Source organism: Gordonia sp. ALPHA1B1, assembly GCF_005502615.1.
Taxonomy (GTDB): domain Bacteria; phylum Actinomycetota; class Actinomycetes; order Mycobacteriales; family Mycobacteriaceae; genus Gordonia; species Gordonia hongkongensis.
Genome location: NZ_SCOC01000003.1, coordinates 202,978 through 227,230, shown reverse-complemented (window position 1 = coordinate 227,230; position 24,253 = coordinate 202,978). Strand labels below are relative to the sequence as shown.

Annotated in this window: 21 protein-coding genes; 10 read left to right on the top strand and 11 right to left on the bottom strand. The window is 68.4% G+C overall.

From position 1 onward, the window contains the following. Positions 1-158: 158 nt before the first annotated feature. From FFS52_RS03390 to FFS52_RS03355, 8 genes are all read right to left on the bottom strand, one after another. On the bottom strand, positions 159-557 hold the full coding sequence (locus FFS52_RS03390) for a DUF1992 domain-containing protein (RefSeq protein ID WP_137808822.1): 399 nt from the start codon (positions 555-557) through the stop codon (positions 159-161). A gap of 101 nt (positions 558-658) precedes the next feature. Continuing rightward, the gene (locus FFS52_RS03385; RefSeq protein WP_137808821.1) at positions 659-1,063 is read right to left on the bottom strand and encodes a metal-sulfur cluster assembly factor; all 405 of its coding nucleotides are present in this window, start codon (positions 1,061-1,063) and stop codon (positions 659-661) included. Then, positions 1,060-1,527 carry a Fe-S cluster assembly sulfur transfer protein SufU gene (gene sufU / locus FFS52_RS03380; protein ID WP_137808820.1) on the bottom strand — a complete coding sequence of 156 codons (468 nt, stop codon included), beginning with the start codon at positions 1,525-1,527 and terminating at the stop codon, positions 1,060-1,062. Before sufU ends, FFS52_RS03385 begins: the two co-directional genes overlap by 4 nt. A gap of 3 nt (positions 1,528-1,530) precedes the next feature. Continuing rightward, positions 1,531-2,808, bottom strand: coding sequence for a cysteine desulfurase (locus FFS52_RS03375; protein ID WP_137808819.1), 1,278 nt, complete (start codon positions 2,806-2,808; stop codon positions 1,531-1,533). A 45-nt stretch (positions 2,809-2,853) separates the two neighbouring features. Next, positions 2,854-3,627, bottom strand: coding sequence for a Fe-S cluster assembly ATPase SufC (gene sufC, locus FFS52_RS03370; protein WP_058250381.1), 774 nt, complete (start codon positions 3,625-3,627; stop codon positions 2,854-2,856). Positions 3,628-3,684: 57 nt separating this feature from the next. Then, entirely contained in the window at positions 3,685-4,872 is a 1,188-nt protein-coding gene (gene sufD, locus FFS52_RS03365; RefSeq protein ID WP_137808818.1) for a Fe-S cluster assembly protein SufD, read from the bottom strand. Next, positions 4,872-6,320 carry a Fe-S cluster assembly protein SufB gene (sufB, locus tag FFS52_RS03360; protein ID WP_058250379.1) on the bottom strand — a complete coding sequence of 483 codons (1,449 nt, stop codon included), beginning with the start codon at positions 6,318-6,320 and terminating at the stop codon, positions 4,872-4,874. The genes sufD and sufB overlap by 1 nt, the downstream gene beginning before the upstream one ends. Further along, on the bottom strand, positions 6,317-7,159 hold the full coding sequence (locus FFS52_RS03355; RefSeq protein WP_137808817.1) for a metalloregulator ArsR/SmtB family transcription factor: 843 nt from the start codon (positions 7,157-7,159) through the stop codon (positions 6,317-6,319). The genes sufB and FFS52_RS03355 overlap by 4 nt, the downstream gene beginning before the upstream one ends. 133 nt (positions 7,160-7,292) lie before the next feature. Here FFS52_RS03355 and mptB point away from each other — a divergent pair, with 133 nt between their 5' ends. The 4 genes from mptB to FFS52_RS03335 all read left to right on the top strand — a co-directional run bounded on the left by mptB (position 7,293) and on the right by FFS52_RS03335 (position 12,075). Further along, a complete protein-coding gene (gene mptB, locus FFS52_RS03350) occupies positions 7,293-9,113 on the top strand; it encodes a polyprenol phosphomannose-dependent alpha 1,6 mannosyltransferase MptB (protein WP_137808836.1) in 1,821 nt (606 codons plus the stop codon). Between the two features lie 66 nt (positions 9,114-9,179). Next, the gene (locus FFS52_RS03345; protein ID WP_068971578.1) at positions 9,180-10,202 is read left to right on the top strand and encodes an ABC transporter ATP-binding protein; all 1,023 of its coding nucleotides are present in this window, start codon (positions 9,180-9,182) and stop codon (positions 10,200-10,202) included. Positions 10,203-10,267: 65 nt separating this feature from the next. Further along, positions 10,268-11,029, top strand: coding sequence for an ABC transporter permease (locus FFS52_RS03340; protein WP_137811340.1), 762 nt, complete (start codon positions 10,268-10,270; stop codon positions 11,027-11,029). Next, positions 11,026-12,075, top strand: coding sequence for a COX15/CtaA family protein (locus FFS52_RS03335; protein ID WP_137808816.1), 1,050 nt, complete (start codon positions 11,026-11,028; stop codon positions 12,073-12,075). The genes FFS52_RS03340 and FFS52_RS03335 overlap by 4 nt, the downstream gene beginning before the upstream one ends. Before the next feature lie 13 nt (positions 12,076-12,088). Here the strand turns inward: FFS52_RS03335 and FFS52_RS03330 are convergent, their stop codons facing one another. Beyond that, positions 12,089-12,475 (bottom strand): hypothetical protein, encoded by a 387-nt coding sequence (locus tag FFS52_RS03330; protein ID WP_137808815.1) that lies wholly within the window; start codon positions 12,473-12,475, stop codon positions 12,089-12,091. A 32-nt stretch (positions 12,476-12,507) separates the two neighbouring features. On the opposite strand from FFS52_RS03330, the gene FFS52_RS03325 reads away from it, so the two are divergent. Then, positions 12,508-13,482 (top strand): quinone oxidoreductase, encoded by a 975-nt coding sequence (locus tag FFS52_RS03325; RefSeq protein ID WP_137808814.1) that lies wholly within the window; start codon positions 12,508-12,510, stop codon positions 13,480-13,482. Between the two features lie 7 nt (positions 13,483-13,489). On the opposite strand, the gene FFS52_RS03320 is transcribed toward FFS52_RS03325, so the two are convergent. Continuing rightward, a complete protein-coding gene (locus FFS52_RS03320; protein WP_065632157.1) occupies positions 13,490-14,485 on the bottom strand; it encodes a heme o synthase in 996 nt (331 codons plus the stop codon). 371 nt (positions 14,486-14,856) lie between these two features. Here FFS52_RS03320 and tkt point away from each other — a divergent pair, with 371 nt between their 5' ends. Genes tkt through pgl form a run of 5 tightly spaced genes read left to right on the top strand, consistent with a single transcriptional unit; the run spans position 14,857 to position 21,360 of the window. After that, positions 14,857-16,935 (top strand): transketolase, encoded by a 2,079-nt coding sequence (gene tkt / locus FFS52_RS03315; RefSeq protein ID WP_137808835.1) that lies wholly within the window; start codon positions 14,857-14,859, stop codon positions 16,933-16,935. A 27-nt stretch (positions 16,936-16,962) separates the two neighbouring features. Further along, positions 16,963-18,084, top strand: coding sequence for a transaldolase (tal, locus tag FFS52_RS03310; RefSeq protein ID WP_137808813.1), 1,122 nt, complete (start codon positions 16,963-16,965; stop codon positions 18,082-18,084). A 6-nt stretch (positions 18,085-18,090) separates the two neighbouring features. Next, positions 18,091-19,644 (top strand): glucose-6-phosphate dehydrogenase, encoded by a 1,554-nt coding sequence (zwf, locus tag FFS52_RS03305; RefSeq protein WP_065632155.1) that lies wholly within the window; start codon positions 18,091-18,093, stop codon positions 19,642-19,644. Positions 19,645-19,693: 49 nt separating this feature from the next. After that, the gene (locus tag FFS52_RS03300; protein ID WP_137808812.1) at positions 19,694-20,626 is read left to right on the top strand and encodes a glucose-6-phosphate dehydrogenase assembly protein OpcA; all 933 of its coding nucleotides are present in this window, start codon (positions 19,694-19,696) and stop codon (positions 20,624-20,626) included. After that, positions 20,623-21,360, top strand: coding sequence for a 6-phosphogluconolactonase (gene pgl, locus FFS52_RS03295; RefSeq protein WP_137808811.1), 738 nt, complete (start codon positions 20,623-20,625; stop codon positions 21,358-21,360). The genes FFS52_RS03300 and pgl overlap by 4 nt, the downstream gene beginning before the upstream one ends. 7 nt (positions 21,361-21,367) lie before the next feature. Here pgl and ppc read toward each other — a convergent pair whose 3' ends face one another. Next, the gene (ppc, locus tag FFS52_RS03290) at positions 21,368-24,199 is read right to left on the bottom strand and encodes a phosphoenolpyruvate carboxylase (RefSeq protein WP_137808810.1); all 2,832 of its coding nucleotides are present in this window, start codon (positions 24,197-24,199) and stop codon (positions 21,368-21,370) included. Positions 24,200-24,253: the final 54 nt, after the last annotated feature.

The following is a 24,253-nucleotide window of genomic DNA, read 5'->3' as shown; positions in this document are numbered from 1 at the left end:
GGTCGCCGAGAGGCAGCGGGTTGTTCATCGCGCGCGGCACCGACTGCAACTGCCACCGGCCCCTGCTTTCGCTCCCCTGCGAGCTGCCTCTGCAACTCCCTCCCAGCCGGAAAGCTAACACGCAGGTTAGGCTAACCTCAAATCTTGGTGAGGCGAGCTCAGTTCCGGCTTCGCAGGGCCCGCCAGCGTCGGATCATGTCGTCGACATCGACGGTGTGCGCCACGACGCTGTGCGGCAACGCCATCTGGCGGGCGGCGAGATGTGCCTCTCGCACACGGCGATTGAACTCGATGAGGATGTCGCGGACCGCGTCCTCGTCGGCGATGTGGCGCAGCGACTCCGGGAAATCCTGTGCCTCCCGGCGCAACAGCAGCGGCGCCGGGAGCAACGCCGACGAGTCGAGGTTCTCCTCGCGGATCTTGCGTTTGACCCACCAGTCGGGATCGTCGCTGTCGGTCAGGTCCAATGGCTTCCCCGCGCCCGGCAGGTTGTCGAATTCGCCGCGTTCGGTGGCCTCTCGGATCATCCGCTCGACCCGCGACTCGAAACGCCTCATGCGATCAACTCCCCGCACGGAAGTGCCCTGTCGACGAACAAGCGCCGGACCCGGTCGTCGATCATGACCGGGGCCGGCGCAGTGGTGTGTCCGATCGTCGGTCAGACGGTGAAGCCGAGGGCGCGGAGCTGCTCGCGACCGTCGTCGGTGATCTTGTCCGGACCCCACGGCGGCAGCCAGACCCAGTTGATCTCCATGTCGGTGCACAGACCGCTGGAGACCAGCGCACCGCGCGACTGATCCTCGATCACGTCGGTCAGCGGACAGGCCGCCGAGGTGAGGGTCATGTCGATCTTCGCGACCGCGTCGTCGGTCACCTCGATGCCGTAGACCAAGCCGAGGTCGACGACGTTGATCCCCAGTTCGGGGTCGACCACGTCGCGCATCGCCTCCTCGACGTCCTCGATGGCCGGCAGCGACGTCGCGGGCGCGGCGGGTGTCCCCGTCACACCGGTGTCGGTGGCCTCGGTCGTCGGTGTGTCCGTGGTGGCTGTGTCGTCACTCATGCTGTCTCCGCTCGTGTCTCGTGGCTGTCCATCGTCTGCGCGAGCGCGTCCTTGAAGGCCATCCAGCCCAGGAGCGCGCATTTGACGCGTGCCGGGTATTTGCTCACCCCGGCGAAGGCGATCCCGTCGCCGATGACGTCCTCGTCGCCGGCGTCCTTGCCGCGGGAGGTCATCATCGCGTTGAACGACTCGACTATGGCCAAGGCTTCCCCGACCGGCCGGCCGACGATGAGGTCGTGCAACACCGACGTCGACGCCTGCGAGATCGAGCATCCCTGCCCGTCGTAGGACACGTCGTCGATGCTCGAACCGTCGTCGGAGACCGCCACGCGCAGGGTGACCTCGTCACCACAGGTCGGGTTGACGTGGTGGACCTCGGCACCGAACGGTTCACGGAGTCCGCGCCCGTGCGGGTGTTTGTAGTGGTCCAGGATCACTTCCTGGTACATCTGTTCCATCCGCATGGCTCAGACCGTCCCGAAGAACTTCTGCGCCGTGACGATCGCGGCGGCGAGCGCATCGACCTCGGCGAACGTGTTGTACGCGGCGAACGACGCACGCGCGGTGGCGGCGACGCCGAAGCGCCGGTGCAGCGGCCACGTGCAGTGGTGACCCACCCGGATGGCCACGCCCTCGTCGTCGAGGATCTGACCGAGATCGTGGGCGTGGATGCCGTCGACGAGGAAGGCCACGGCGCCGCCGCGGTTCTCTGGGGTCGAGGGCCCGATGATCCGCAGGCCCTCGATGTCGCCGAGATGCTCCAGCGCCCGCGCGGTCAGCGCATGCTCATGCGCGGCGACGGCGTCCATGCCGAGGTCGGTCAGGTAGCGCACCGCGGCACCGAGTCCGACGACCTGCGAGGTCATCGGCACGCCCGCCTCGAACCGTTGCGGCGGCGGGGCGTAGGTCGACCCCTCCATGGTCACGGTCTCGATCATCGAGCCGCCGGTGATGAACGGCGGCAACGCATTCAGCAGATCGGACTTGCCGTACAGCGCTCCGACGCCACTGGGCCCGAACATCTTGTGCCCGGAGAAGGCGGCGAAGTCGACGTCGAGTGCACGGAAGTCGACCGGCATGTGCGGCACCGACTGGCAGGCGTCGAGCACGACGAGTGCGCCGACCGCGCGTGCGCGCGAGACCAGCTCGGCCACATCGGCGACCGCCCCGGTCACATTCGATTGATGGGTGAACGAGACGACCTTCACCGACTCGTCGAGGGTCAGCGAATCCAGGTCGATCCGGCCCTCGTCGGTGACCCCGAACCAGCGGAGCGTCGCGCCCGTGCGGCCGCAGAGCTCCTGCCACGGAACGAGATTGGCGTGATGCTCCAGCTCGGTGATGACGACGGTGTCGCCGGGCCCGAGCGCCGAACCCCCGAGGACGTCCGCGGACCGCGGGTCGCCGAGGGTGTAGGTCACGAGGTTGAGTGCCTCGGTCGCGTTCTTGGTGAACACGAGCTCGTCGGCGGACGCCCCCACGAACGCCGCGATGACCTCCCGGGCGTCCTCATACGCATCGGTCGCCTCTTCGGCGAGCTGATGCGCGCCGCGATGCACCGCCGCGTTGTGGTGCGTGAGGAAGTACCGTTCGGCGTCGAGCACCTGGACCGGACGCTGCGAGGTCGCCCCGGAATCCAGGTAAACCAGCGGCTTTCCGTCGCGCACGGTGCGCGAGAGGATCGGGAAGTCGGCGCGCAGCGAATCGACGTCCAGGGCGGTGGAGACCTCTGTCGAGAGTGTCACCTGGTACACCTCCTGTGCTGGTCGGCTCGGATCGGTCGGGCGGTCTCAGCCGGCCTTGGCAGCCGAGGTGAAACGCTCGTAACCCTTCTCCTCGAGCTCGTCGGCGAGTTCGGGACCGGCGGATTCGACGACGCGGCCGTTGACGAACACGTGCACGAACTCCGGCTTGATGTAGCGGAGGATGCGCGTGTAGTGCGTGATCAGCAGGATCCCGCCGTTGTCGCGCTCCTTATAGCGATTCACGCCCTCGCTGACCACCCGCAGGGCGTCGACGTCGAGACCGGAGTCGGTCTCGTCGAGGATCGCGATCCGCGGCTTGAGCAGATCGAGCTGGAGGATCTCGTGACGCTTCTTCTCACCGCCGGAGAAACCCTCGTTGACACTGCGCTCGGAGAACGACGGATCGATGTCGAGCGAGGTCATCGCCTCCTTGGTCTCCTTGACCCAGTGGCGCAGCTTCGGCGCCTCACCACGCACGGCGGTGGCGGCGGTCCGCAGGAAGTTCGACATCGAGACGCCGGGCACCTCGACGGGGTACTGCATGGCGAGGAACAGTCCGGCGCGGGCCCGCTCGTCGACGCTCATCTCCAGGACGTCCTCACCGTCGAGGGTGATCGACCCCGAGGTCACCTCGTACTTGGGGTGACCGGCGATGGCGTAGGACAGCGTCGACTTGCCGGAACCGTTGGGGCCCATGATCGCGTGCGTCTCCCCCGACTTCACGGTCAGGTCGACACCCTTGAGGATGTGGATGGGCTCGGCGTCGGCGTCGGTCTGCGCGACATCGACGTGCAGGTCACGGATTTCCAGTGTGGTCATAGTCTCAGGATTTCTTTCTCCGGGCTGGGAAGTTCGGATGGCGAGGGTGATCGGCGGTCAAGCGCCGGCGAGTTCGAGTTCCTGCTCGACCGCGGCCGAGAGACGCTCGCGCAGCTCGGGCACACCGATCTTGGCGATCACCTCGCCGAAGAAGCCGCGGATGACGAGGCGTCGGGCCTGGTCCTCGGGGATGCCGCGGGCCTGCAGGTAGAACAGTTGCTCGTCGTCGAAACGACCGGTGGCGCTGGCATGTCCGGCACCGACGATCTCGCCGGTCTCGATCTCGAGGTTCGGCACCGAGTCGGCACGCGCGTTGTCGGTGAGCACCAGGTTGCGGTTGAGCTCGAAGGTGTCGGTGCCCTCGGCCTCGGCTCGGATCAGCACGTCGCCGACCCACACGGTGTGGGCCTCACGGCTGCGATCGCCGGAGACGTCGCCCTGCAGCGCGCCCTTGTAGACGACGTTCGAGCGGCAGTGCGGCTGGCTGTGGTCGACGAGGAGTCGCTGCTCGAGATGCTGGCCGGCGTCGGCGAAGTACAGACCCCACATCTCGACGTCGCCACCGGGCGCGTCGTAGTGGACGATCGGCGACAGCCGAACCAGGTTGCCGCCGAAGCTGATCGCGAAGTGGCGGACCACGGAGTCACGGCCGGCACGCACGTGATGCGTCGCGACGTGGACGGCGTCGTCCTCCCAGTCGTGGATGTTCACGACGGTCAGTGCGGCACTGTCGCCGACGACGAATTCGACGTTCTCCGCGAACGTGCCGCTGCCCTTCTGATCGAGGACGACGACGGCGCGCGCGAACGCCTCGAGCCGGATCTGGGTGTGGCCGAAGGCGGTCTCGCCCTCGCCGGGACCGGTGACCGTGACGGTGACCGGCTCGGCGAGCTCGACCTCGCGGCCGACGGTCACCACGGTCGCCTGCGTGAACGACGAATACGCCTGCGCGGCAACACGGTCGAACGGCACGCCGCCCTCACCGAGCCGCTTGTCGTCGCGACCGACGATCTCGACGGTCACACCCTCGACGGCCCCGGCAACCTCTACGCCGGCCTCGCCGGTCCGCTGCGCGGACCCGTCGTGCAACCCGCGGAGGCGACGGAACGGGGTGAACCGCCACGCCTCCTCGCGGGGACTCGGCACCTCGAAGGCGTCGACGTCGAACGAGGTGAACATCTCGCCCTTGTTGACGACGGGCGCCGCCGAGCCGGGAGTGGTCACGGGCAATGTGGGATCGGCCATCAGCCGACAGCTCCTTCCATCTGGAGCTCGATCAGGCGGTTGAGCTCGAGCGCGTATTCCATCGGGAGTTCCTTGGCGATCGGCTCGACGAAGCCGCGGACCACCATGGCCATCGCCTCGTCCTCGGTCAGACCGCGACTCATCAGGTAGAAGAGCTGATCGTCGCTGACCTTCGAGACGGTCGCCTCGTGGCCCATCGTCACGTCGTCCTCGCGGATGTCGACGTACGGGTAGGTGTCGCTGCGCGAGATGGTGTCCACCAGCAGCGCATCGCATTTCACCGTCGACCGGCTGCCGTGCGCGCCGTTGTTGATCTTGATCAGACCGCGGTACGACGCCCGGCCACCGCCACGGGCCACCGACTTGGAGACGATGTTGCTCGAGGTGTTCGGCGCGAGGTGGACCATCTTGGAACCGGTGTCCTGGTGCTGGCCCTCACCCGCGAACGCGACCGAGAGGACCTCGCCCTTGGCGTGCTCGCCGGTCAGCCAGACCGCCGGGTACTTCATGGTGACCTTGGAACCGATGTTGCCGTCGATCCACTCCATGGTCGCACCGGCCTCGGCCTTCGCGCGCTTGGTCACCAGGTTGTAGACGTTGTTCGACCAGTTCTGGATGGTCGTGTAGCGGCAGCGGCCGCCCTTCTTCACGATGATCTCGACGACCGCGGAGTGCAGCGAGTCCGTCTTGTAGATCGGCGCGGTACAGCCCTCGACGTAGTGCACATAGGCACCCTCGTCGACGATGATCAGCGTGCGCTCGAACTGGCCCATGTTCTCGGTGTTGATCCGGAAGTAGGCCTGCAGCGGGATGTCCACGTGGACACCCGGCGGCACGTAGATGAAGGACCCACCCGACCACACCGCGGTGTTGAGCGCGGAGAACTTGTTGTCGCCCGCCGGGATGACGGTCCCGAAGTACTGCTGGAAGATCTCCGGGTGCTCCTTGAGCGCGGTGTCGGTGTCGAGGAAGATCACGCCCTGCTTCTCGAGGTCCTCACGGATCGAGTGGTAGACGACCTCGGACTCGTACTGCGCCGCGACACCGGAGACGAGACGCTGCTTCTCCGCCTCGGGGATGCCGAGCTTGTCGTAGGTGTTCTTGATGTCCTCGGGCAGGTCGTCCCACGTGGCGGCCTGCTTCTCGCTGGAGCGCACGAAGTACTTGATGTTGTCGAAGTCGATGCCCTCGAGCCCCGCACCCCAGCCGGGCATGGGCTTCTTGTCGAAGATCTTGAGGGCCTTGAGGCGCTGCTCGAGCATCCACTCGGGCTCGCTTTTCTTCGCCGAGATGTCGGCGACGACCGCCGGGGACAGTCCGCGCTTGGCGCTCGCGCCCGCGACGTCGGAATCGGCCCAGCCGTAGCCGTACTTGCCGAGGGCGGCGATCGTCTCCTCCTGGGTGAGGGGCGCCGCTGGGGTCGGGGTGGCCGGATCGGTGACAGTCATCGCGTGGCCTTTCGGGTTGTCGTGGCGGTCGGTGTCTGGTTGGGGGTGGCGCGGGGCGATACGGGCTGCGTATCGGGCTCCGCGACGGCCCCGGGTCGGTCTTCGGTGGTCCCACCCGGCGGTGGGTGGATCGGCACATGGGTGGTGCAGGCGCAGTCACCGTTGGCGATGGTCGCCAGTCGCTGCACGTGCGTGCCGAGGAGTTCGGTGAAGACCGCGGTCTCCGCCTCACACAGCTCCGGGAACTCGGTGGCGACGTGCGCCACCGGGCAATGGTGCTGGCAGATCTGCATGCCGGTCCCGACCTGACGCGTGTTGGTCGAGTACCCCGCGCTGGTGAGCGCGTCGGCGATCTCGTCGACCGTGTCGGCGACGGTCACCGGGCCGGTGCTGGGACGGACGCCGGCCACGATGCGCTCGACGCGCTCGCGGGCGAACTCGGCGACCGCGTCGGTGCCGCCGAGATCACGCAGCTTACGCATCGCCGCACCGGCCAGGTCGTCGTAGGCGTGGCGCATCTTGCCGCGTCCGGATGCGGTGAGCTGGAAGTACTTGGCGGGTCGGCCCCGGCCGCGTTGGCCGAACCCCGGCGAGGCGACCTCGATGTCCCCGGCGCCGGTCAGGGCGTCGAGATGGCGACGCACGCCGGCCGCCGAGATGCCGAGGCGCTCGCCGATGTCGCCGGCGGTGAGCGGGCCGTCTTCGACGAGCAGGGTGACCACGGCCTCCCGGGTCTGACCGTCATGGTGCGCGTCGACACCGCCGGTCACTCCGGCACCCGTACCAGCGGAGGGCACGGCGCCGGCACTGCCAGAAGGCAGCACAACATCGTTCCGCATGGTTTTCACAACACGAGTGTGACGTAATTACTTCCCTGCTGCCAGCAAGGGTGCCCTTATCGCAGGGGGTCGTGAGGCCACCACGTCCGGCGATTACAGTCGTCGTGTGCCCGAAACCACAGCTCCGCGCCGCGTGCCGGACTACTTCGGACTCGTGTGGACCCGCTTGGTCGCCCTGCTCGACTATCTCGGACTGCGCAAACAGCGCCCTGCGGCTGCCGGCGCCGAACCCGGCGACTACGGCAAGACCGTGGCCCGCCTACACGACGACGAGCGCGAGGTCGGCCCGCTCAACGCCGAGGAGACCCGCCGGCTCCGCCGGATCAAGCTCTTCGGCGCCACCGGCTCGGTACTGATCCTCATCGGCGCCCTCGGGACCGGTGCAGTACCCGTACTGCAGAACCCCGTTGCCGGGATGCGCGTCCTGTCGTTGCCGTCACGCATGTTCGGCACCGCCCTCGCGCTGTCCATCGGCGGCGCGATCACCCTGGTCGTCGCGTGGTTGTTGCTCGGCCGGTTCGCGGTCGGCCGGTTCAGCGTCGAGGTCCGCCACGGCCGGAGCCCGGACCGCCGCATGAGCCGCCGCCAGGCCGACCGGACCCTCATGCTGTGGATCGCCCCGATCATCGTGGCGCCGCCGCTGCTGAGCAAGGACATCTACTCGTATCTCGCGCAGAGCGCCATCGCCTTCCGGGGCATGGATCCGTACTCGGTCAGTCCGGTCCGCGGACTCGGCGTGGACCACATCCTGACCAGGTCGGTGCCCAACCTCTGGCGTGACACCCCCGCGCCCTACGGCCCCTTCTTCCTCTGGATCGGCGAGGGCATCACCAAGGTCACCGGCGACAACATCACCGCCGCGATCTTCCTGCACCGTGTCGTCGCACTGATCGGCGTCGCGCTCATCGTCTGGGCACTCCCCCGCCTGGCCCGCCGCTGCGGGGTCTCGTCGGTGGCCGCACTCTGGCTGGGCGCGATGAACCCGCTGGTCATCCTGCATCTCGTCGGGGGCATCCACAACGAGGCCCTCATGCTCGGCCTGATGCTGGTCGGTCTCGAGTTGAGTTTCCGCGCCATCTACGGCGACGAACGACTCCGCCGACCCGGGACCCTCGTCCCCACCCGAGCGGGCTGGTTGCTCATCGGCGGCGGTGCGGTACTCGCGGCGTCGGCGATGATCAAGGTCACCTCGATGCTCGCCCTGGGCTTCGTCGGCATCGCCCTGGCCATGCGGTGGGGCGCCACCCTGCCCGTGCTCCGCCACACGCCGATTCGGGAATGGTGGGGTCGCTCCCGGTGGTCGGTGTACATGCTGAGCGCGTCGGCGGCCTTCTACGTGGTGGTCCTGGGCATCGTGATGATGGGGATCTCCCTCGGCACCGGGCTCGGCTTCGGCTGGACGGGCACGTTGTCGACGGGCGAGATCGTCCGCTCGTGGATGTCGATGCCGACCCTGTTGTCGGTGACCACCGGCCGGATCGGCGTCACCCTCGGCCTCGGTGAGCACACGCAGGCGATCCTCGAGGTGGCCCGGCCCATCGGCCAGCTCGTCGCCGCCCTGTTCATCGTCCGGTGGATGCTCGCCACCCTCGGCGGCCGACTCCACCCACTCGGCGCACTCGGTGTGTCGATGGCCACAGTCGTGCTGTTCTTCCCGTTCGTCCAGGCCTGGTACCTCCTGTGGGCCGTGATCCCGCTGGCCGCGTGGGCCACCGGCGCCTGGTTCCGGATCTCCACCATCGCGGCGTCGGCGATCATCGCCATCGTGGTGATGCCCACGAGTTCCAACACGAGCGGAGTGGTTCTGGCACAAGGACTTCTGGCCGGCGTGATCATGGTCGCGGTTCTCACCGCCCTGTTCTTCGAGGACCGCGCGCCCCGTCGGCGGCGCCGCCGCGGGCCCGTGTCGGACGACGACGAGGCCACGGCCGGGTCGGCGTCGGCACGACGATGAGCGCATGCGCCGTGTGCCCGGTCACCGCTTTTCGTCCCTGGGCTCCGAGCGCCTAGTCTGACCAGTGTGCGCAGCACGACCTCTCGGCAGATCAACGACGACGATCGGGTGAACGATCGTCGGCTCCGCGATCCCGGGTCAGCCGCCTCCGCCGGCACCCCGGCCGCCACTGCGGCGGCCGTCGAGGTCCGTGGTCTGGTCAAGCGCTTCGGGGATCGCACCGCGGTCGATCGGCTCGATCTCACCCTCGAACGCGGCGAGATCCTCGCCCTGCTCGGTCCCAACGGCGCGGGCAAGACCACGACTGTCGAGATCTGCGAGGGCTTCACCGCACCCGACGCCGGCAGCGTCCGCGTCCTGGGTCTCGATCCCATCGCCGACAACGACGCGCTCCGGCGCCGCATCGGCGTCATGCTGCAAGGCGGTGGCGCCTACCCGGGAGCCCGGGCCGAGGAGATGCTGCGCCTGGTGGCCGCGTATTCGGCCGATCCCATCGATCCCGAGTTCCTGCTCGACGCACTCGGCCTGACCGACGTGCGTCGAACGTCCTACCGACGTCTGTCCGGTGGCCAGCAGCAGCGCCTCGCCCTCGCCTGCGCGGTCGTCAGCCGCCCCGAACTGGTCTTCCTCGACGAACCGACCGCCGGACTCGATGCCCACGCCCGCCTCGTCGTGTGGGAACTCATCGACCGGCTCCGGGCCGACGGAGCATCCGTCCTGCTCACGACGCATCTGATGGACGAGGCCGAGGAACTCGCCGACCACGTCGCGATCATCGATCACGGCCACGTCGTCGCCGACGGGACACCCGCCGACCTCACCAGCACCGGCGCCGAGAACGAACTGCGCTTCACCGCACCACGTGGACTCGACCTGTCGATGCTGGTGCTGGCCCTGCCCGAGGACTACCACTGCACGGAGGCCACCCCCGGCTCGTATCTGGTCATCGGTCCGATGACGCCGCAGGTGCTGGCCACGGTGACCGCCTGGTGCGCCAAGATCAACGTCCTCGCGACCGATCTGCGCGTGGAGACCCGCAGCCTCGAAGACGTCTTCCTCGATCTCACCGGACGGACCCTTCGACCGTGACCTCATCCGCACCCACCGGGCTCCCCCGCCCCGCCGACCGTGCTGCCGGAACATTCCCCGACGGTCTGTTCCGCCCCGCTCCCCGGGCGGCGTCGCTGCCGGCGATGATCGCCGCGCAGAGCGGCCTCGAACTCAAGCTCCTGCTGCGCAACGGCGAGCAGTTGCTCCTCACGATGTTCATCCCGATCACGCTGCTCGTCGGTCTGTGCCTGCTGCCGATCGACACCGGGTTCGGCGACGGCCCCGCCGAGCGGGCGGCGCTGTTCGTCCCGGCGATCCTGACCGTCGCGGTGATGTCGACGGCGTTCACCGGACAGGCGATCGCCGTCGGGTTCGACCGTCGCTACGGCGCGCTGAAACGCCTCGGCGCGACGCCGATACCGCGCTGGGGCATCATCGCCGGCAAGTCGATCGCGGTCCTCGTGGTGGTCGCGCTGCAGTCGGTGATCCTCGGTGGGATCGGCGCCGCGTTCGGCTGGCGACCGAGCCCCGTCGGTCTGCTCATCGGTGCGGTGGTCCTCGCGGTCGGCACCGCGTGCTTCGCGGCTCTCGGGCTGCTGCTCGGCGGCACCTTGAAGGCCGAGGTCGTGCTGGCACTGGCGAACCTGCTGTGGTTCGCGTTCATCGGCCTCGGCAGTCTGGTCGTCGTCGACTCCAACATCCCCGACGCCGTGCACTGGATCGCGCGGTGCATCCCGTCGGGGGCATTGAGCGAGGCGCTCGAGATGGCCTCGGAGGGTTCGTTCGACGCCTTCGGGGTGGGCGTCTTGCTGGTGTGGGCCGCGGTGGCCGGCACCTTGGCGGTGAGGTGGTTCCGATTCCGATGACATCCGATACTTCGAACGCCCCGGCGACGGCCCGGTCGGGCGATCATGCCGCGGCCGCCGGCGACGGGCGCCGGCCGCTGTCCGGTCCGTGGCGGTTCGTCCCCGGCTTCGGCCGGCCGACCGCACGATTCGTGCATCGCTGGGCCATCGCCCTGCTCGTCTCGAACGTGGGCATCGTGGCCACCGGCGGCGCCGTGCGCGTGACCGCCTCGGGCCTCGGTTGCCCGACCTGGCCGCGGTGCACCGACGAGTCGTTCGTGCCGCACGGCGAACTGGGCATGCACGGCGCGATCGAGTTCGGCAACCGTCTGCTCACCTTCGTGCTGATCGTCATCGCCATCGCGACCTGGGTCGCCGTCCTGCGGTCGGCCGGAGCGGCGCGCCGGGACAAGTGGCTGGTCACCCTCATCGCGCTCGGTATCCCGTTCCAGGGGGTGATCGGCGGGATCACGGTCCTGACCCAGCTCAACCCGTGGGTCGTCGCGCTGCATTTCCTGCTGTCCATGGCGTTGGTCTCCGCATCCACCGTGCTCGTCTACCGGATGCGTCCGTATCCGACGCCCACCGCGCCCGATGCCGACGCCCCCTCGACCGCCACGCGCCGGCTCGGCATCTACCTCGCCTGGCTGGTCTATCTCGTCACCTGGGGCACGATCTACCTCGGCACGGTCGTGACCGGTTCCGGCCCGCATGCCGGCGATGTGGACGCCCCGCGGAACGGTCTCGACCCCGGCAACGCGACCCAACTGCACGCCGACGCCGTCTTCACCCTCGTCGGGCTCGCGATCGCGGCCCTCGTCTACGCGCGGGTGTTCGCTCGGCCGCAACAGCGCTCGGCAGTGGTGTTCATGCTGCTCCTGCTGCTTCAAGGCCTGATCGGGTTCGTGCAGTTCGCCACGGATCTGCCCATCGCCCTGGTCATCGCGCACATGTTCGGCAGTGCGGTCCTGCTCATCGGCGCCACCTGGCAGCTCCTGATCGCGCGGAACCCGGTCGCCAAGGAATCGGCCACGAAAAAGGCAGACCCGCTGCGCGAGCCTGCCTGATCGAGCTCCGGCCTCAGAGGATGGCGCGGTTGCGCGCACGGGGGAAGCGCTTCTGCCGCGCGACCCAACCCGCCATCTTGCGGTAGTGCGACGTCGACACCGTGGTCTCCGAGGTCAGGTCACGGTCCCACTCGGCGATCTCGAGACCGTCGACGGCGTCGACCACGGCCTGCGCGGTCGCGAGATCGGGCACGACCCGGTCCCCGAGGATGCCGTTGGCGTCGCCGACGAGCGTGATCCGCACACCGGCGTCCCCGATCGCCTGGAGAACGACCTTCGCGCTGCCACCTTCGCGCTGGACGAACTTGCGTACCGAGGCAACGACCTCGGTGGGTGCCTCGACCTTCTGCTGCGTGCCCGACTTCTCGCCGTCGGTGGTGTTCGTCATGGGGGTCAGCATACCGGGGCGATCCCGGCGTGTAGAACGGTGTCGTGCGAGCTATCCAGGTGACCCGCCACGGCGGACCCGACGTCCTGACCTTCGGCAGTGTCGACGATCCCATCCCGGCCGCCGACGAGGTGATCGTCCGGACCGCAGCGGTGGGCGTGAACTTCATCGACACCTATCTGCGCCGGGGCCTGTACCCCTCCACACCGCCCTACATCCCCGGTACCGAGGGCGCGGGCGTCGTCGTCGCGACCGGCTCGGATGTGACGTCGCTGCAGGAAGGTCAGCGGGTCGCCTGGTGTGCGGCCCCGGGTTCGTACGCCGAGCTTGTTGCGGTTCCGGCCTCGAAGGCGGTCCCGGTACCCGACGCGGTCGACGACGCGGTGGCCGGTTCGTCGTTGCTCCGCGGTCTCACCGCGCACTATCTCCTCGACGGGAGTGCTCATCCCCGGGCCGGCGATCCGATCCTCGTGCACGCCGGTGGCGGCGGTGTCGGTCTGATCCTCACCCAGCTCGCCAAGCGCCGCGGACTGACGGTCATCACGACGGTCTCGTCCGATGAGAAGGAGGAACTCTCGCGCGCCGCGGGGGCGGATCACGTCCTGCGCTACGGGGAGGACCTGAGTTCCCGCGTCCGTGACCTCACCGACGGACGCGGCGTGCCGGTGGTCTACGACGGCGTCGGCGCCGACACGTTCGAGCAGTCGCTGGCGTCGACCGCGGTCCGGGGGATCATCGTGCTCTTCGGGGCGGCGAGCGGGCCGGTTCCGCCGTTCGACCTCCAACGTCTGAACGCGGCGGGGTCGCTGTCGGTGACGCGGCCGACACTGGCGCACTTCACCGACACCGCCGAGGAACTGAACCGCCGGGCCGGCGAGTACTTCGAGGCGATCGTCGACGGCAGTGTCGAGGTGCGCGTCGGCCAGCGTTACCGATTGGCCGATGCGGCTGCCGCACACGCCGACCTGGAAGCACGTGTCACCACGGGTTCGACGGTGCTGTTGCCGGCCGGGACGTGAGCCGCGCTCAGAAGTAGGACGAGATGGTCTGCAGGCCGACGACCGCGTCGATCGCGAGGCCGCAGAACACGATGGCGAGATACTCGTTGGACTGCAGGAACACCTTCAGCGGTGCCACCTCGGCACCGCGCTTGGTGTCGCGGTACAGCTTGGTCACACGCTCCAGGAACCAGCCGCCGGCGGTCAGCGCGATCACGGTGTAGATCCAGCTCGTCGCCGGGATCAGCAGCAGTGAGGTCACCACGGTGAGGACCGTGTAGATCAGCATCTGGCGGGTGACGCGTTCTTCGGTCGCGATCACCGGGAGCATCGGCACACCGGCCGCCTTGTAGTCCTCCTTGTAGCGCATCGCCAGCGCCCAGGTGTGCGGCGGCGTCCAGAAGAAGATGACCGCGAAGAGGACGATCGGCTGCCAGCTCAGCGAACCGGTGACCGCGGCCCACCCCACCAGGGTCGGCATACAACCCGCGGCGCCGCCCCAGACCACGTTCTGCCAGGTCCGACGCTTGAGGATCAGCGTGTAGACGCCGACGTAGAAGAGGATCGTCGCAGAGACGAGCAGCGCCGAGAGGAGGTTGGCGGCGAAGTACAGGACCGCGAAGGACGCCGCCCACAACGCGAGACCGAAGATGAGCGCGCTCCGCGGCGCGACCGCGCGGCGGGCCAGCGGACGCCGGGCCGTGCGCTTCATCTTCTTGTCGATGTCGGCGTCGGCCACCATGTTGAGGGTGTTGGCGCTGCCTGCGCCGAGCCAGCCACCGATGAGGGTGAAGGCGATGACCGCGATGTCGACGTGGCCGCGGTCGGCCTGCAGCATCACCGGGATCGTGGCGACGAGAAGCAACTCGATGACACGCGGCTTGGTCAGCGCGATGTAGGCGAGCACCGTCGCACGCACACGCCCGGCCCACGATTGATCGGCCGGTGCGACCGTTTCGGTCGATACCTGCGGATTCGATGCGGTGTCGGTCGAGTGAGATGCGGCGGAACTGTTCCCGCTCACACGCTCCCCTATCCTCACGAACACTCCTCGTCCGCCCGCACAGACGCCCGCGGGCTACTACGGAGCATGGTAGACGTTTGCCTCTGCGAACCGTGAATCGAGGCATGGCACCGCCATGCGCGAGCTCTCGACCGGCGATGACGCCAGAACTCGCCGGTAACCATCGGTCGGCGCGCAACGCGCGGCCGGCGCCGATTACTCTGGAGGCGTACGCGCCGACGATCGTCGGTGGCCGACACCGGTCAGCGCCGATACCGATCAACGCCTACACCGATCACGCTGGTACCGGTCGCCCTGGTACCCATCGCCCCTTCTACGACCTCCGACCGAGTACGAATCGCACCGAGCAGGCACAGGAGACCTTCAGCATCGTGGCCGACACAGACGAGATCCGCGCTTTGACCACCCCCCGCCACCCGGACGACTGGACCGACCTCGACACCCGCGCCGTCGACACGGCCCGGATCCTGGCGGCCGACGCAGTGCAGAAGTGCGGAAGCGGACATCCCGGTACCGCGATGAGCCTCGCTCCGCTCGCCTACACCTTGTTCCAGCGAGTCATGCGTCACGACCCGACCGACACCGACTGGGCCGGGCGCGACCGCTTCGTCCTCTCGTGCGGACACTCGAGCCTGACGCTCTACATCCAGCTCTACCTCGGCGGGTTCGGTCTCGAGCTGTCCGACATCGAGGCGCTGCGGACCTGGGACTCCCTCACGCCGGGCCACCCCGAGTTCCGCCACACCCGCGGCGTCGAGATCACCACCGGCCCGCTGGGTCAGGGTCTGGCCTCGTCGGTCGGCATGGCAATGGCCGCCCGACGCGAACGCGGCCTGTTCGACCCCGATGCGGCGCCCGGACAGAGCCCGTTCGACCACTACATCTATGTCGTCGCCTCCGACGGCGACATCGAAGAGGGCGTGACGTCGGAGGCCAGCTCGCTAGCAGGCACCCAGCAGCTCGGCAACCTGATCGTGTTCTACGACCAGAACCAGATCTCGATCGAGGACGACACCGACATCGCGCTGTCGGAGGATGTCGCGAAGCGCTACGAGGCCTACGGCTGGCACGTGCAGACCGTGGAGGGCGGCGAGGACGTCGTCGCCATCGAGGCGGCGATCGAGGCGGCCCAGCAGGTCATCGACCGGCCGTCGATCATCTGCCTGCGCACCATCATCGGCTACCCCGCCCCCAACATGATGAACACCGGCATGGCCCACGGCGCGGCGCTCGGCGAGGACGAGGTCGCGGCGACGAAGAAGGTCCTCGGTTTCGACCCGGAGAAGAACTTCGAGGTCACCGACGAGGTGATCGGCCACACCCGCAAGCTCATCGACCGCGGTGCCGAGGAGCGCACGGCGTGGACGTCGTCGTTCGATGCCTGGGCGGAGAAGAACCCCGACGCCAAGAAGCTGTTCGACCGGCTCACCGCTCACGAACTGCCCGAGGGCTGGACCGACGTGCTGCCCAGCTGGAACGTCGGCGACAAAGATGTCGCGACCCGCAGCGCATCGGGCAAGGTGCTCGGCGCGCTCGCGCCCGTGCTGCCCGAGCTGTGGGGCGGTTCGGCCGACCTGGCCGGCTCCAACAACACCACCATGGACGGCGAGCCGTCGTTCGGACCGACCTCGATCAGCACCAAGAAGTGGTCGGCCAACCCCTACGGCCGCACCCTGCACTTCGGTGTCCGTGAGCACGCCATGGGATCGATCCTGTCGGGCATCGCGCTGCACGGGCCGACCCGCGCCTACGGCGGTACGTTCCTGCAGTTCGCCGACTACATGCGTCCCGCGGTCCGCCTCGCGGCGCTGATGGAGATTGATCCGATCTACGTCTGGACCCACGACTCGATCGGTCTGGGTGAGGACGGCCCGACCCATCAGCCGATCGAGCACCTGGCCGCGCTGCGCGCGATCCCGAATCTCGACGTCGTCCGGCCGGCCGACGCTAACGAGACCGCGTACGCCTGGCAGCACCTGCTCACCCGCCGGAACCATCCGGTCGGCCTGGCGCTCACCCGCCAGAACATCCCGATCCTGGAGGGCACCTCGGCGCAGGGCGTCGCCAACGGCGGATACGTCCTGAGCGACTCCGAGGGTGACCCTCACGTCGTGCTCATCGGCACCGGCTCCGAGGTGTACCTGGCCGTCGACGCACAGAAAGCACTGGCGGAGAAGGGAATCAAGGCCCGCGTCGTCTCGATGCCCTGTGTCGAGTGGTTCGACGAGCAACCGCAGGGGTACCGCGACCACGTGCTGCCGCCGTCGGTTCCGCGCGTCGCCGTCGAAGCCGGCATCGCCATGCCGTGGTACCGCATCGTCGGCGCCGGTGGCGAGATCGTCTCGATCGAGCACTTCGGGGCCTCCGCCGACTACAAGGTGCTGTTCACCAAGTTCGGCATCACCGCCGAGGCCGTGACCGCGGCCGCCGAGCGCGCCGTCGCCGGCTGAGCGACCACAACCCACAAGGAGAGAATCGTGACCCAGAACGAGAAGCTCGCCGAACTGTCCGCCGCCGGAGTGTCGGTGTGGCTGGACGACCTGTCCCGGGACCTGATCAGCTCAGGGGACCTCGCCGAACTCATCAGCACCAAGTCGGTCGTCGGGGTGACCACCAACCCGTCGATCTTCCAGGCCGCGCTGTCGTCGGGCCATGCCTACGACGACCAGGTCAACGAGCTGGCCGCACGGGGCGCCGACGTCGACGCCACCATCCGGACGGTCACCACCGACGACGTGCGCAACGCCTGTGACGTGCTCGCCTCGACCTTCGAGTCGACCGACGGCGTCGACGGACGCGTGTCGATCGAGGTCGATCCGCGCCTCGCCCATGACACCGACGCCACGGTGGCACAGGCCGTGGAGCTGTGGAAGATCGTCGACCGGCCGAACCTGCTCATCAAGATCCCGGCCACCGAGGCCGGGCTCCCCGCGATCAGCAAGGTCATCGCCGAGGGCATCAGCGTGAACGTGACGCTGATCTTCTCGGTCGAGCGCTACGAGAACGTCATCGCCGCCTACCTCGACGGCCTCGACGCCGCCGCCCAGGCCGGCCACGACCTCTCCCGGATCCACTCCGTCGCCTCGTTCTTCGTGTCGCGGGTGGACACCGAGATCGACAAGCGACTCGACGCCATCGGCACCCCGGAGGCTACCGAGCTCAAGGGCAAGGCCGCACTGGCCAATGCACGTCTCGCCTACTCGGCCTACCAGCAGGTCTTCGAGGTCGAGTCCCGGTTCCCCGAGCTGCTGGCCAAGGGCGCCCGCCCGCAGCGCGCACTCTGGGCGTCGACGGGCGTCAAGAACCCCGACTACCCGGACACCCTGTATGTGAGCGAGCTGGTCGCGCCCAACACGGTCAACACGATGCCGGGCAAGACGATGGACGCCTTCGCCGACCACGGCTGGGTGAACACCGAGTCCATCATCGGTCTCGCCGCCGAGTCGCAGGAGATCTTCGACAAGCTCGTCGCGGTGGGCGTCGACCTGACCGACGTCTTCCTGGTCCTGGAGAACGAGGGCGTCAGCAAGTTCGAGGACGCATGGAACGACCTGCTCAGCGCGACCGCCGAGCAACTGTCCGCGGCGAACAAGGGCTGACCCCAGGTGGCGGGAGGCGAGGAGTCAACCGGGACCGGTTCGTGGACCAATCCGCTCCGTGACCCGCAGGACAAACGGCTGCCGCGCATCGCGGGACCGTGCAGCCTGGTCATCTTCGGGGTCACCGGCGACCTCGCCCGCAAGAAGTTGATGCCGGCGGTCTACGACCTCGCCAACCGCGGCCTCCTGCCACCGTCGTTCGCCCTCGTCGGCTTCGCGCGGCGCGACTGGACCGACGAGGACTTCGGCGCCATCGTCCACGACGCCGTCCGTGAACACGCACGGACCGGATTCCGCGAAGAGGTGTGGGAACGCCTCGCCGAGGGATTCCGGTTCGTGCAGGGCGCATTCGACGACGACGCCGCCTTCGACAGGCTGCGCGACACGCTCAAGTCGCTCGATGTCGAACGCGGGACCGACGGCAATCACGCGTTCTACCTGTCGATTCCGCCGGGGGCCTTCCCGACGGTCTGCGAGCAGCTCGAGCGCAGCGGTCTCGCCACGCCGACGGGCGACAGCTGGCGACGGGTGGTGATCGAGAAGCCGTTCGGTCACGATCTCGAGTCCGCACGCGAACTCAACGCGATCGTCAACAACGTCTTCCCCGAGTCGTCGGTGTTCCGCATCGACCACTATCTGGGCAAGGAGACCGTCCAGAACATCCTGGCCCTGCGGTTCGCCAATCAGTTGTTCGATCCGCTGTGGAGTTCGCATTACGTCGACCACGTCCAGATCACCATGGCCGAGGACATCGGACTCGGCGGCCGGGCGGGCTACTACGACGGGATCGGCGCGGCACGCGACGTCATCCAGAACCACCTGCTGCAGCTCATGGCCCTGGTCGCGATGGAAGAGCCGATCTCCTTCGAGCCCAAGCAGTTACAGGCCGAGAAGATCAAGGTCCTCGCCGCGACGCGCAACGTCCTGCCGATCGACGAGAACACTGCCCGTGGTCAGTACGGACCGGGTTGGCAGGGCAGCGAGAAGGTGCCGGGCCTCAAGGAGGAGGAGGGTTTCGCGAAGGACTCGAAAACCGAGACCTTCGCCGCCATCGCCCTCGAGGTCGACTCCCGTCGCTGGGCAGGGGTCCCGTTCTATCTGCGCACCGGAAAGCGCCTGGGCCGTCGCGTCACCGAGATCGCACTCGTCTTCAAGCGCGCTCCGCACCTGCCGTTCGACCAGACCATGACCGAGGAACTGAGCCAGAACGCGCTCGTGATCCGGGTCCAGCCGGACGAGGGCATCACCCTCCGATTCGGGTCGAAGGTCCCCGGGTCGAGCATGGAGGTCCGGGACGTCAACATGGACTTCAGCTACGGCACCGCCTTCACCGAGGCCTCGCCGGAGGCGTACGAGCGTCTCATCCTCGACGTCCTGCTGGGTGAACCCTCGCTGTTCCCCGTCAACGAGGAAGTCGAATTGTCCTGGCGCATCCTCGATCCGGTGCTCGACCACTGGGCCGAGTCGGGGTCGCCCGACACCTACGAGTCCGGGACGTGGGGGCCGCGCTCGGCCGAGGAGATGATGGCCCGCACCGGTCGCGCGTGGCGCCGGCCGTGACGAGACGTCCGCACGCCCGCACCGACCGATCCGTTCAGGAGGCCTCCCGATGATCGTCGAACTGCCCGACACGTCGACCGGAAAGGTCGCCAAGAAGATCATCGAGGTGCGCGCCGCGGGCGGCGCGCTGAGTCTGGGTCGCGTGCTCACCCTGGTCGTGTGCGTCGAACTGGGTGAGCCGATGGAAGGGGCCATCGAGGCGGCGGTCGGCGCGAGCCGCGAGCACCCCAGCCGCGTCATCGTCGTGTATCGCGGTGTGCGCGAGAGCGACTCACGGCTCGATGCGCAGATCCGCGTGGGCGGCGATGCCGGCGCCTCCGAGGTGGTCGTGCTGTCGCTGCAGGGCGAACTCGCCGATCATCCGGACAGCGTGGTGACCCCCTTCCTCCTCCCCGACACCCCGGTCGTCACGTGGTGGCCGGGCAAGGGACCACGACGCCCCGCCGACGATCCGCTCGGCAAACTCGGGCACCGGCGCATCGTCGACGCGAGCAAGGCGGGCGACTCGCTCGCGGTGCTGGCGCAGCGCCTCGAGACCTACTCCCCCGGCGACACCGACCTCGCCTGGACCCACATCACCCACTGGCGGGCGATCCTCGCGTCCGCGGTCGACCGACCGCCGCACACCCCGATCACCGAGGTCGTGGTCACCGGATCGCAGAACTCGCCCTCGGTGGACCTGATCGCCGGTTGGCTGCGGTCCACCCTGAACGTCCCGACGCGACGCCGCCGCGGCAGTTTCGAGATCCGACTCCACCGCGACGAGGGACCGACCATCCTCGCCGTCGACGAGGAGAACAACGCCGTGCTGACGATGCCCGGCAAACCCGATGGACGCGTCGCCATGGGCCGGCGTGAACTTCCCGCGTGTATCGCGGAGGAGCTACGACGACTCGACACCGACGAGGTGTACATCGAAGCACTCAAGGGTGTGCCCGAGGTCGAATTCACAGATGACACCGAAGGAGTTGCCGCCCGATGACCACCGAGACCCTCGTCTTCGGCTCCAAGCAGGAACTCGTCGAGACCGCCGCGACCCGGTTCGTGGACCTCGTGACCCGGGCCCAAGCCGAACGCGGCGTCGCGAGTGTGGTGCTGACCGGCGGCAGCAACGGGATCGGCCTCCTGTCGGCGCTCGCCGCCGACAGCGGCACCATCGACTGGTCCAAGGTCGACATCTACTGGGGCGACGACCGTTTCGTCCCCGCCGACGATCCGGAACGCAATTCGGGTCAGGCGCGCGAGGCGCTGCTCGACACCGTGCCCGTCGACCCGTCGCGGGTGTTCCCGATGGCACCGTCGGACGGACCGCTCGGCGACGACATCGAGGCCGCCGCCGCGGATTACGCCGCGATTCTCGCCGGCCGGTCGAGCGACGGCGTGGCGCCGGAGTTCGATCTCCATCTGCTCGGCATGGGCGGTGAGGGACACATCAACTCGTTGTTCCCGCACACTGCGGCCACCGCGGAGACCACGAAGTCGGTGGTCGCCGTCGAGGATTCGCCGAAGCCGCCGCCGCGCCGGATCACCCTGACCCTGCCCGTCGTCAACCGTTCCCGGCAGGTGTGGTTCCTGGTCGCCGGCGCCGACAAGGCCGAGGCCGTCAGTGCCGCACACGGTGGCGCGGACCCGGCCGACTGGCCCGCCGCCGGGGCGCGCGGCACCGAGGAGACCATCTGGTTCCTCGACGACGCGGCCGCCGCCGACATCCGGTGACCGTCCGCTAGCCCGAGTTCCGCAGCGCGGTGGCGAGGCCGTTCATCGTGAGCTGGATCCCGCGCCGCACGATCGGGGTGTCCTCCCCCGCACGGAAGCGCCGCAGCAACTCGACCTGCAGCAGGTTGAGCGGCTCGAGATACGGGAAGCGGTTGTAGACCGACCGCTTCAGCGCGGCGTTGTCGTGGAGCAGGTCGTCGGTGCCGGTGATCTTCGCGCACATCGCGATCGTCCGCTCGTGTTCGTCGACGATCATGCCGAACACCCGCTCGCGCAGCTCCTCATCGGGCACCAGCTGTGCGTACCGGTGGGCCAGGCCCATGTCCGACTTCGCCAGTACCTGAGCCATGTTCGACATCACGGTGCGGAAGAACGGCCACTTGGCGTAGTACCGCCGCAACGTCTCCAACCGCTCCGGATCGTCCCCGACCCATTCCTCGAACGCCGAGCCCGTGCCGTACCAGCCGGGCAGCATCACGCGCGACTGCGTCCACGAGAGCACCCACGGGATCGCCCGCAGATCGGAGATCTTCTCGGTCTGCTTGCGCGACGCCGGCCGGCTGCCGATGTTGAGGGCACCGATCTCCGACAGGGGCGTCGAGGTGGTGAAGTACTCGACGAATCCCGGGGTCTCGTGGACCAGCCGGCTGTACGCGGCTCGCGCCTTCGCCGCGATGTCGTCCATGATTTCGTAGGCCGAATCGGATTCGTCGCCGAGGCCTTCGGTGTCCAGGAGCGAGGACTCGATGGTCGCGGCGAGCAGCGTCTCCAGGTTGCGCCGCGCCGTGACCGGTTCGGCGTACTTCGCGGCGATGATCTCGCCCTGCTCGGTGATGCGCAGCGAGCCCTGAACCGCACCGGGCGGCTGGGCCAGGATGGCGTCGTAACTGGGACCGCCGCCGCGCCCGACGGTCCCGCCGCGCCCATGGAACAGACGCAACCTGATGCCCGACCGCGACGCCACGTCGACCAGATCGAGCTCGGCGCGGTAGAGCGCCCAGTTCGCGGCCATGTAGCCGCCGTCCTTGTTCGAGTCCGAGTAGCCGAGCATGATCTCCTGAATCCCGTTCTGGGACTCGACCATCGCCCGATAGAACGGGACGTCGAGAACGGCGAGGAGGGTCGCTGCGCCCTGCTGGAGATCCTCGATCGTCTCGAACAGCGGAACCACGCGGACGCTACACCGCGGAGAACCGTCATTCGCGTCGTAGAGGCCTGCCTCCTTGAGCAGGATCAGCGCCTCGAGCATGTCACTGACCGACGTGCACATGCTGATCACATAGTTGGGCACGGCCGCGGGACCGAAGGTCGCGACCGCCCTGGCGGCGGCCCGGACGATTCCGAGTTCCTTGGTGGCCAGCTCGCTCAGCTCGGCGTCGGGACTGGTCAACGGTCGACGCGCACGCAGTTCCGCGGAGAGGATCTCGACGCGCTCGGACTCGTCGAGCGACGCATAGTCCGGATGCACACCCGCCCACGCGAGCAGCTCGGCGACCACTTCCTCGTGCATGTCGGAGTTCTGCCGCATGTCCAGTCCGGACAGGTGGAACCCGAAGGTGCGCACGGCTTCTCGCAGGGCGAGCAACCGGTCGTCGGCGATCGTGTCGTCGTTGTTCGCGCGCAGCGCGCCGTCGATCACATCGAGGTCGGCGAGGAGTTCGGCGGCGTCGCCGTACGGCTGTTTCCCGTCGATGAGGAAGAGGTCGCTCGAGGTGAGGAAGTCGTCGTCGAACATCTCCCGGGCGGTCGCCACCAGACGGGACCGGATGGCGCGCAGGGCGAGCCGGAAGGGTTCGTCGGCCCCCGGGTCGTCGGCGTCGGCCCCGGCGAGGTCGAACAGGGTGTCGCTGGCGTCGATGAGCCGGGCCGACATGCTGAGTTCCTGTGCGAGACTCTCGAGTTCGGCCAGGTGATGTCCGACTGCGGTCTGCGCGGCGAGCGTGGTGGCCAGGGTCACCACCTCGGAGTTCACGAACGGATTGCCGTCGCGGTCGCCGCCGATCCACGACCCCATCCGGATCATCGGTTCGTCGGCGAGTCCGGCGTCGGGGTACGTCGAGCGCAGCGCGGCGCGCACCGAGGTGTTGATGGCGGGCACGACCTCGAAGAACGAGGCGTCGTAATAGCGGAGCCCGGAACGGATCTCGTCCTGGATGGTGAGACGTTCGAGCCGGATGAGGGCGGTCTGCCAGAGCGTCAGGATCTGCCGCCGGATCGACTCGGTGACCGCCGCGTCCTCGTCCGGCATCAGCTCGGTCCGGCCGCGGAACCGCATCAGCTCGGTGATGCGGTTCTGGGCCTCGAAGACGGTGCGGCGACGGGTCTCGGTGGGGTGAGCGGTGATGACCGGCACCACGGCGGCATCGGCCAGCGCCCGGCCGACCTCGTCGTCGCCGAGTCCCGCCTCGGCGAGCTTGCGGTAGGTGGCGGCGAGGCTGCTGTCCTGGGGCGGGTCACCGGCCCGGACGTGGATGGCGCGGCGCCGCTCACGGTGGATGTCCTCGGCCAGGTTCGCCAGCAGCGCGAAGTGGCTGAACGCGCGGATGACCGGGACCGCGGTGGAGATGTCCAGATCGACGAACATGTCGGCGAGTTCGGTGCGGTCGATCTCGTTGCGGCGCACCCGGAATGCGGCCACGCGGGCGGCTTCGACGAGGTCGAAGACGTCGCTGCCGGAGTGCTCGCGGACGACGTCACCCAGGATCCCGCCGAGAAGGCGGATGTCCTCCCGTAGGGGTTCGGTGAGTGCTCGGCCCTCGTCGTCGACGACGATGTGGTCGACGATGGAGATCGATGGGCGCCAGTCCGGGACTCCCCGCGCGGGAACGGTTTCACTCATGCCGTCAAGTATCCCGGCAACCTACGGGCGCGGCATCCCGAGGCGCGAACGGTG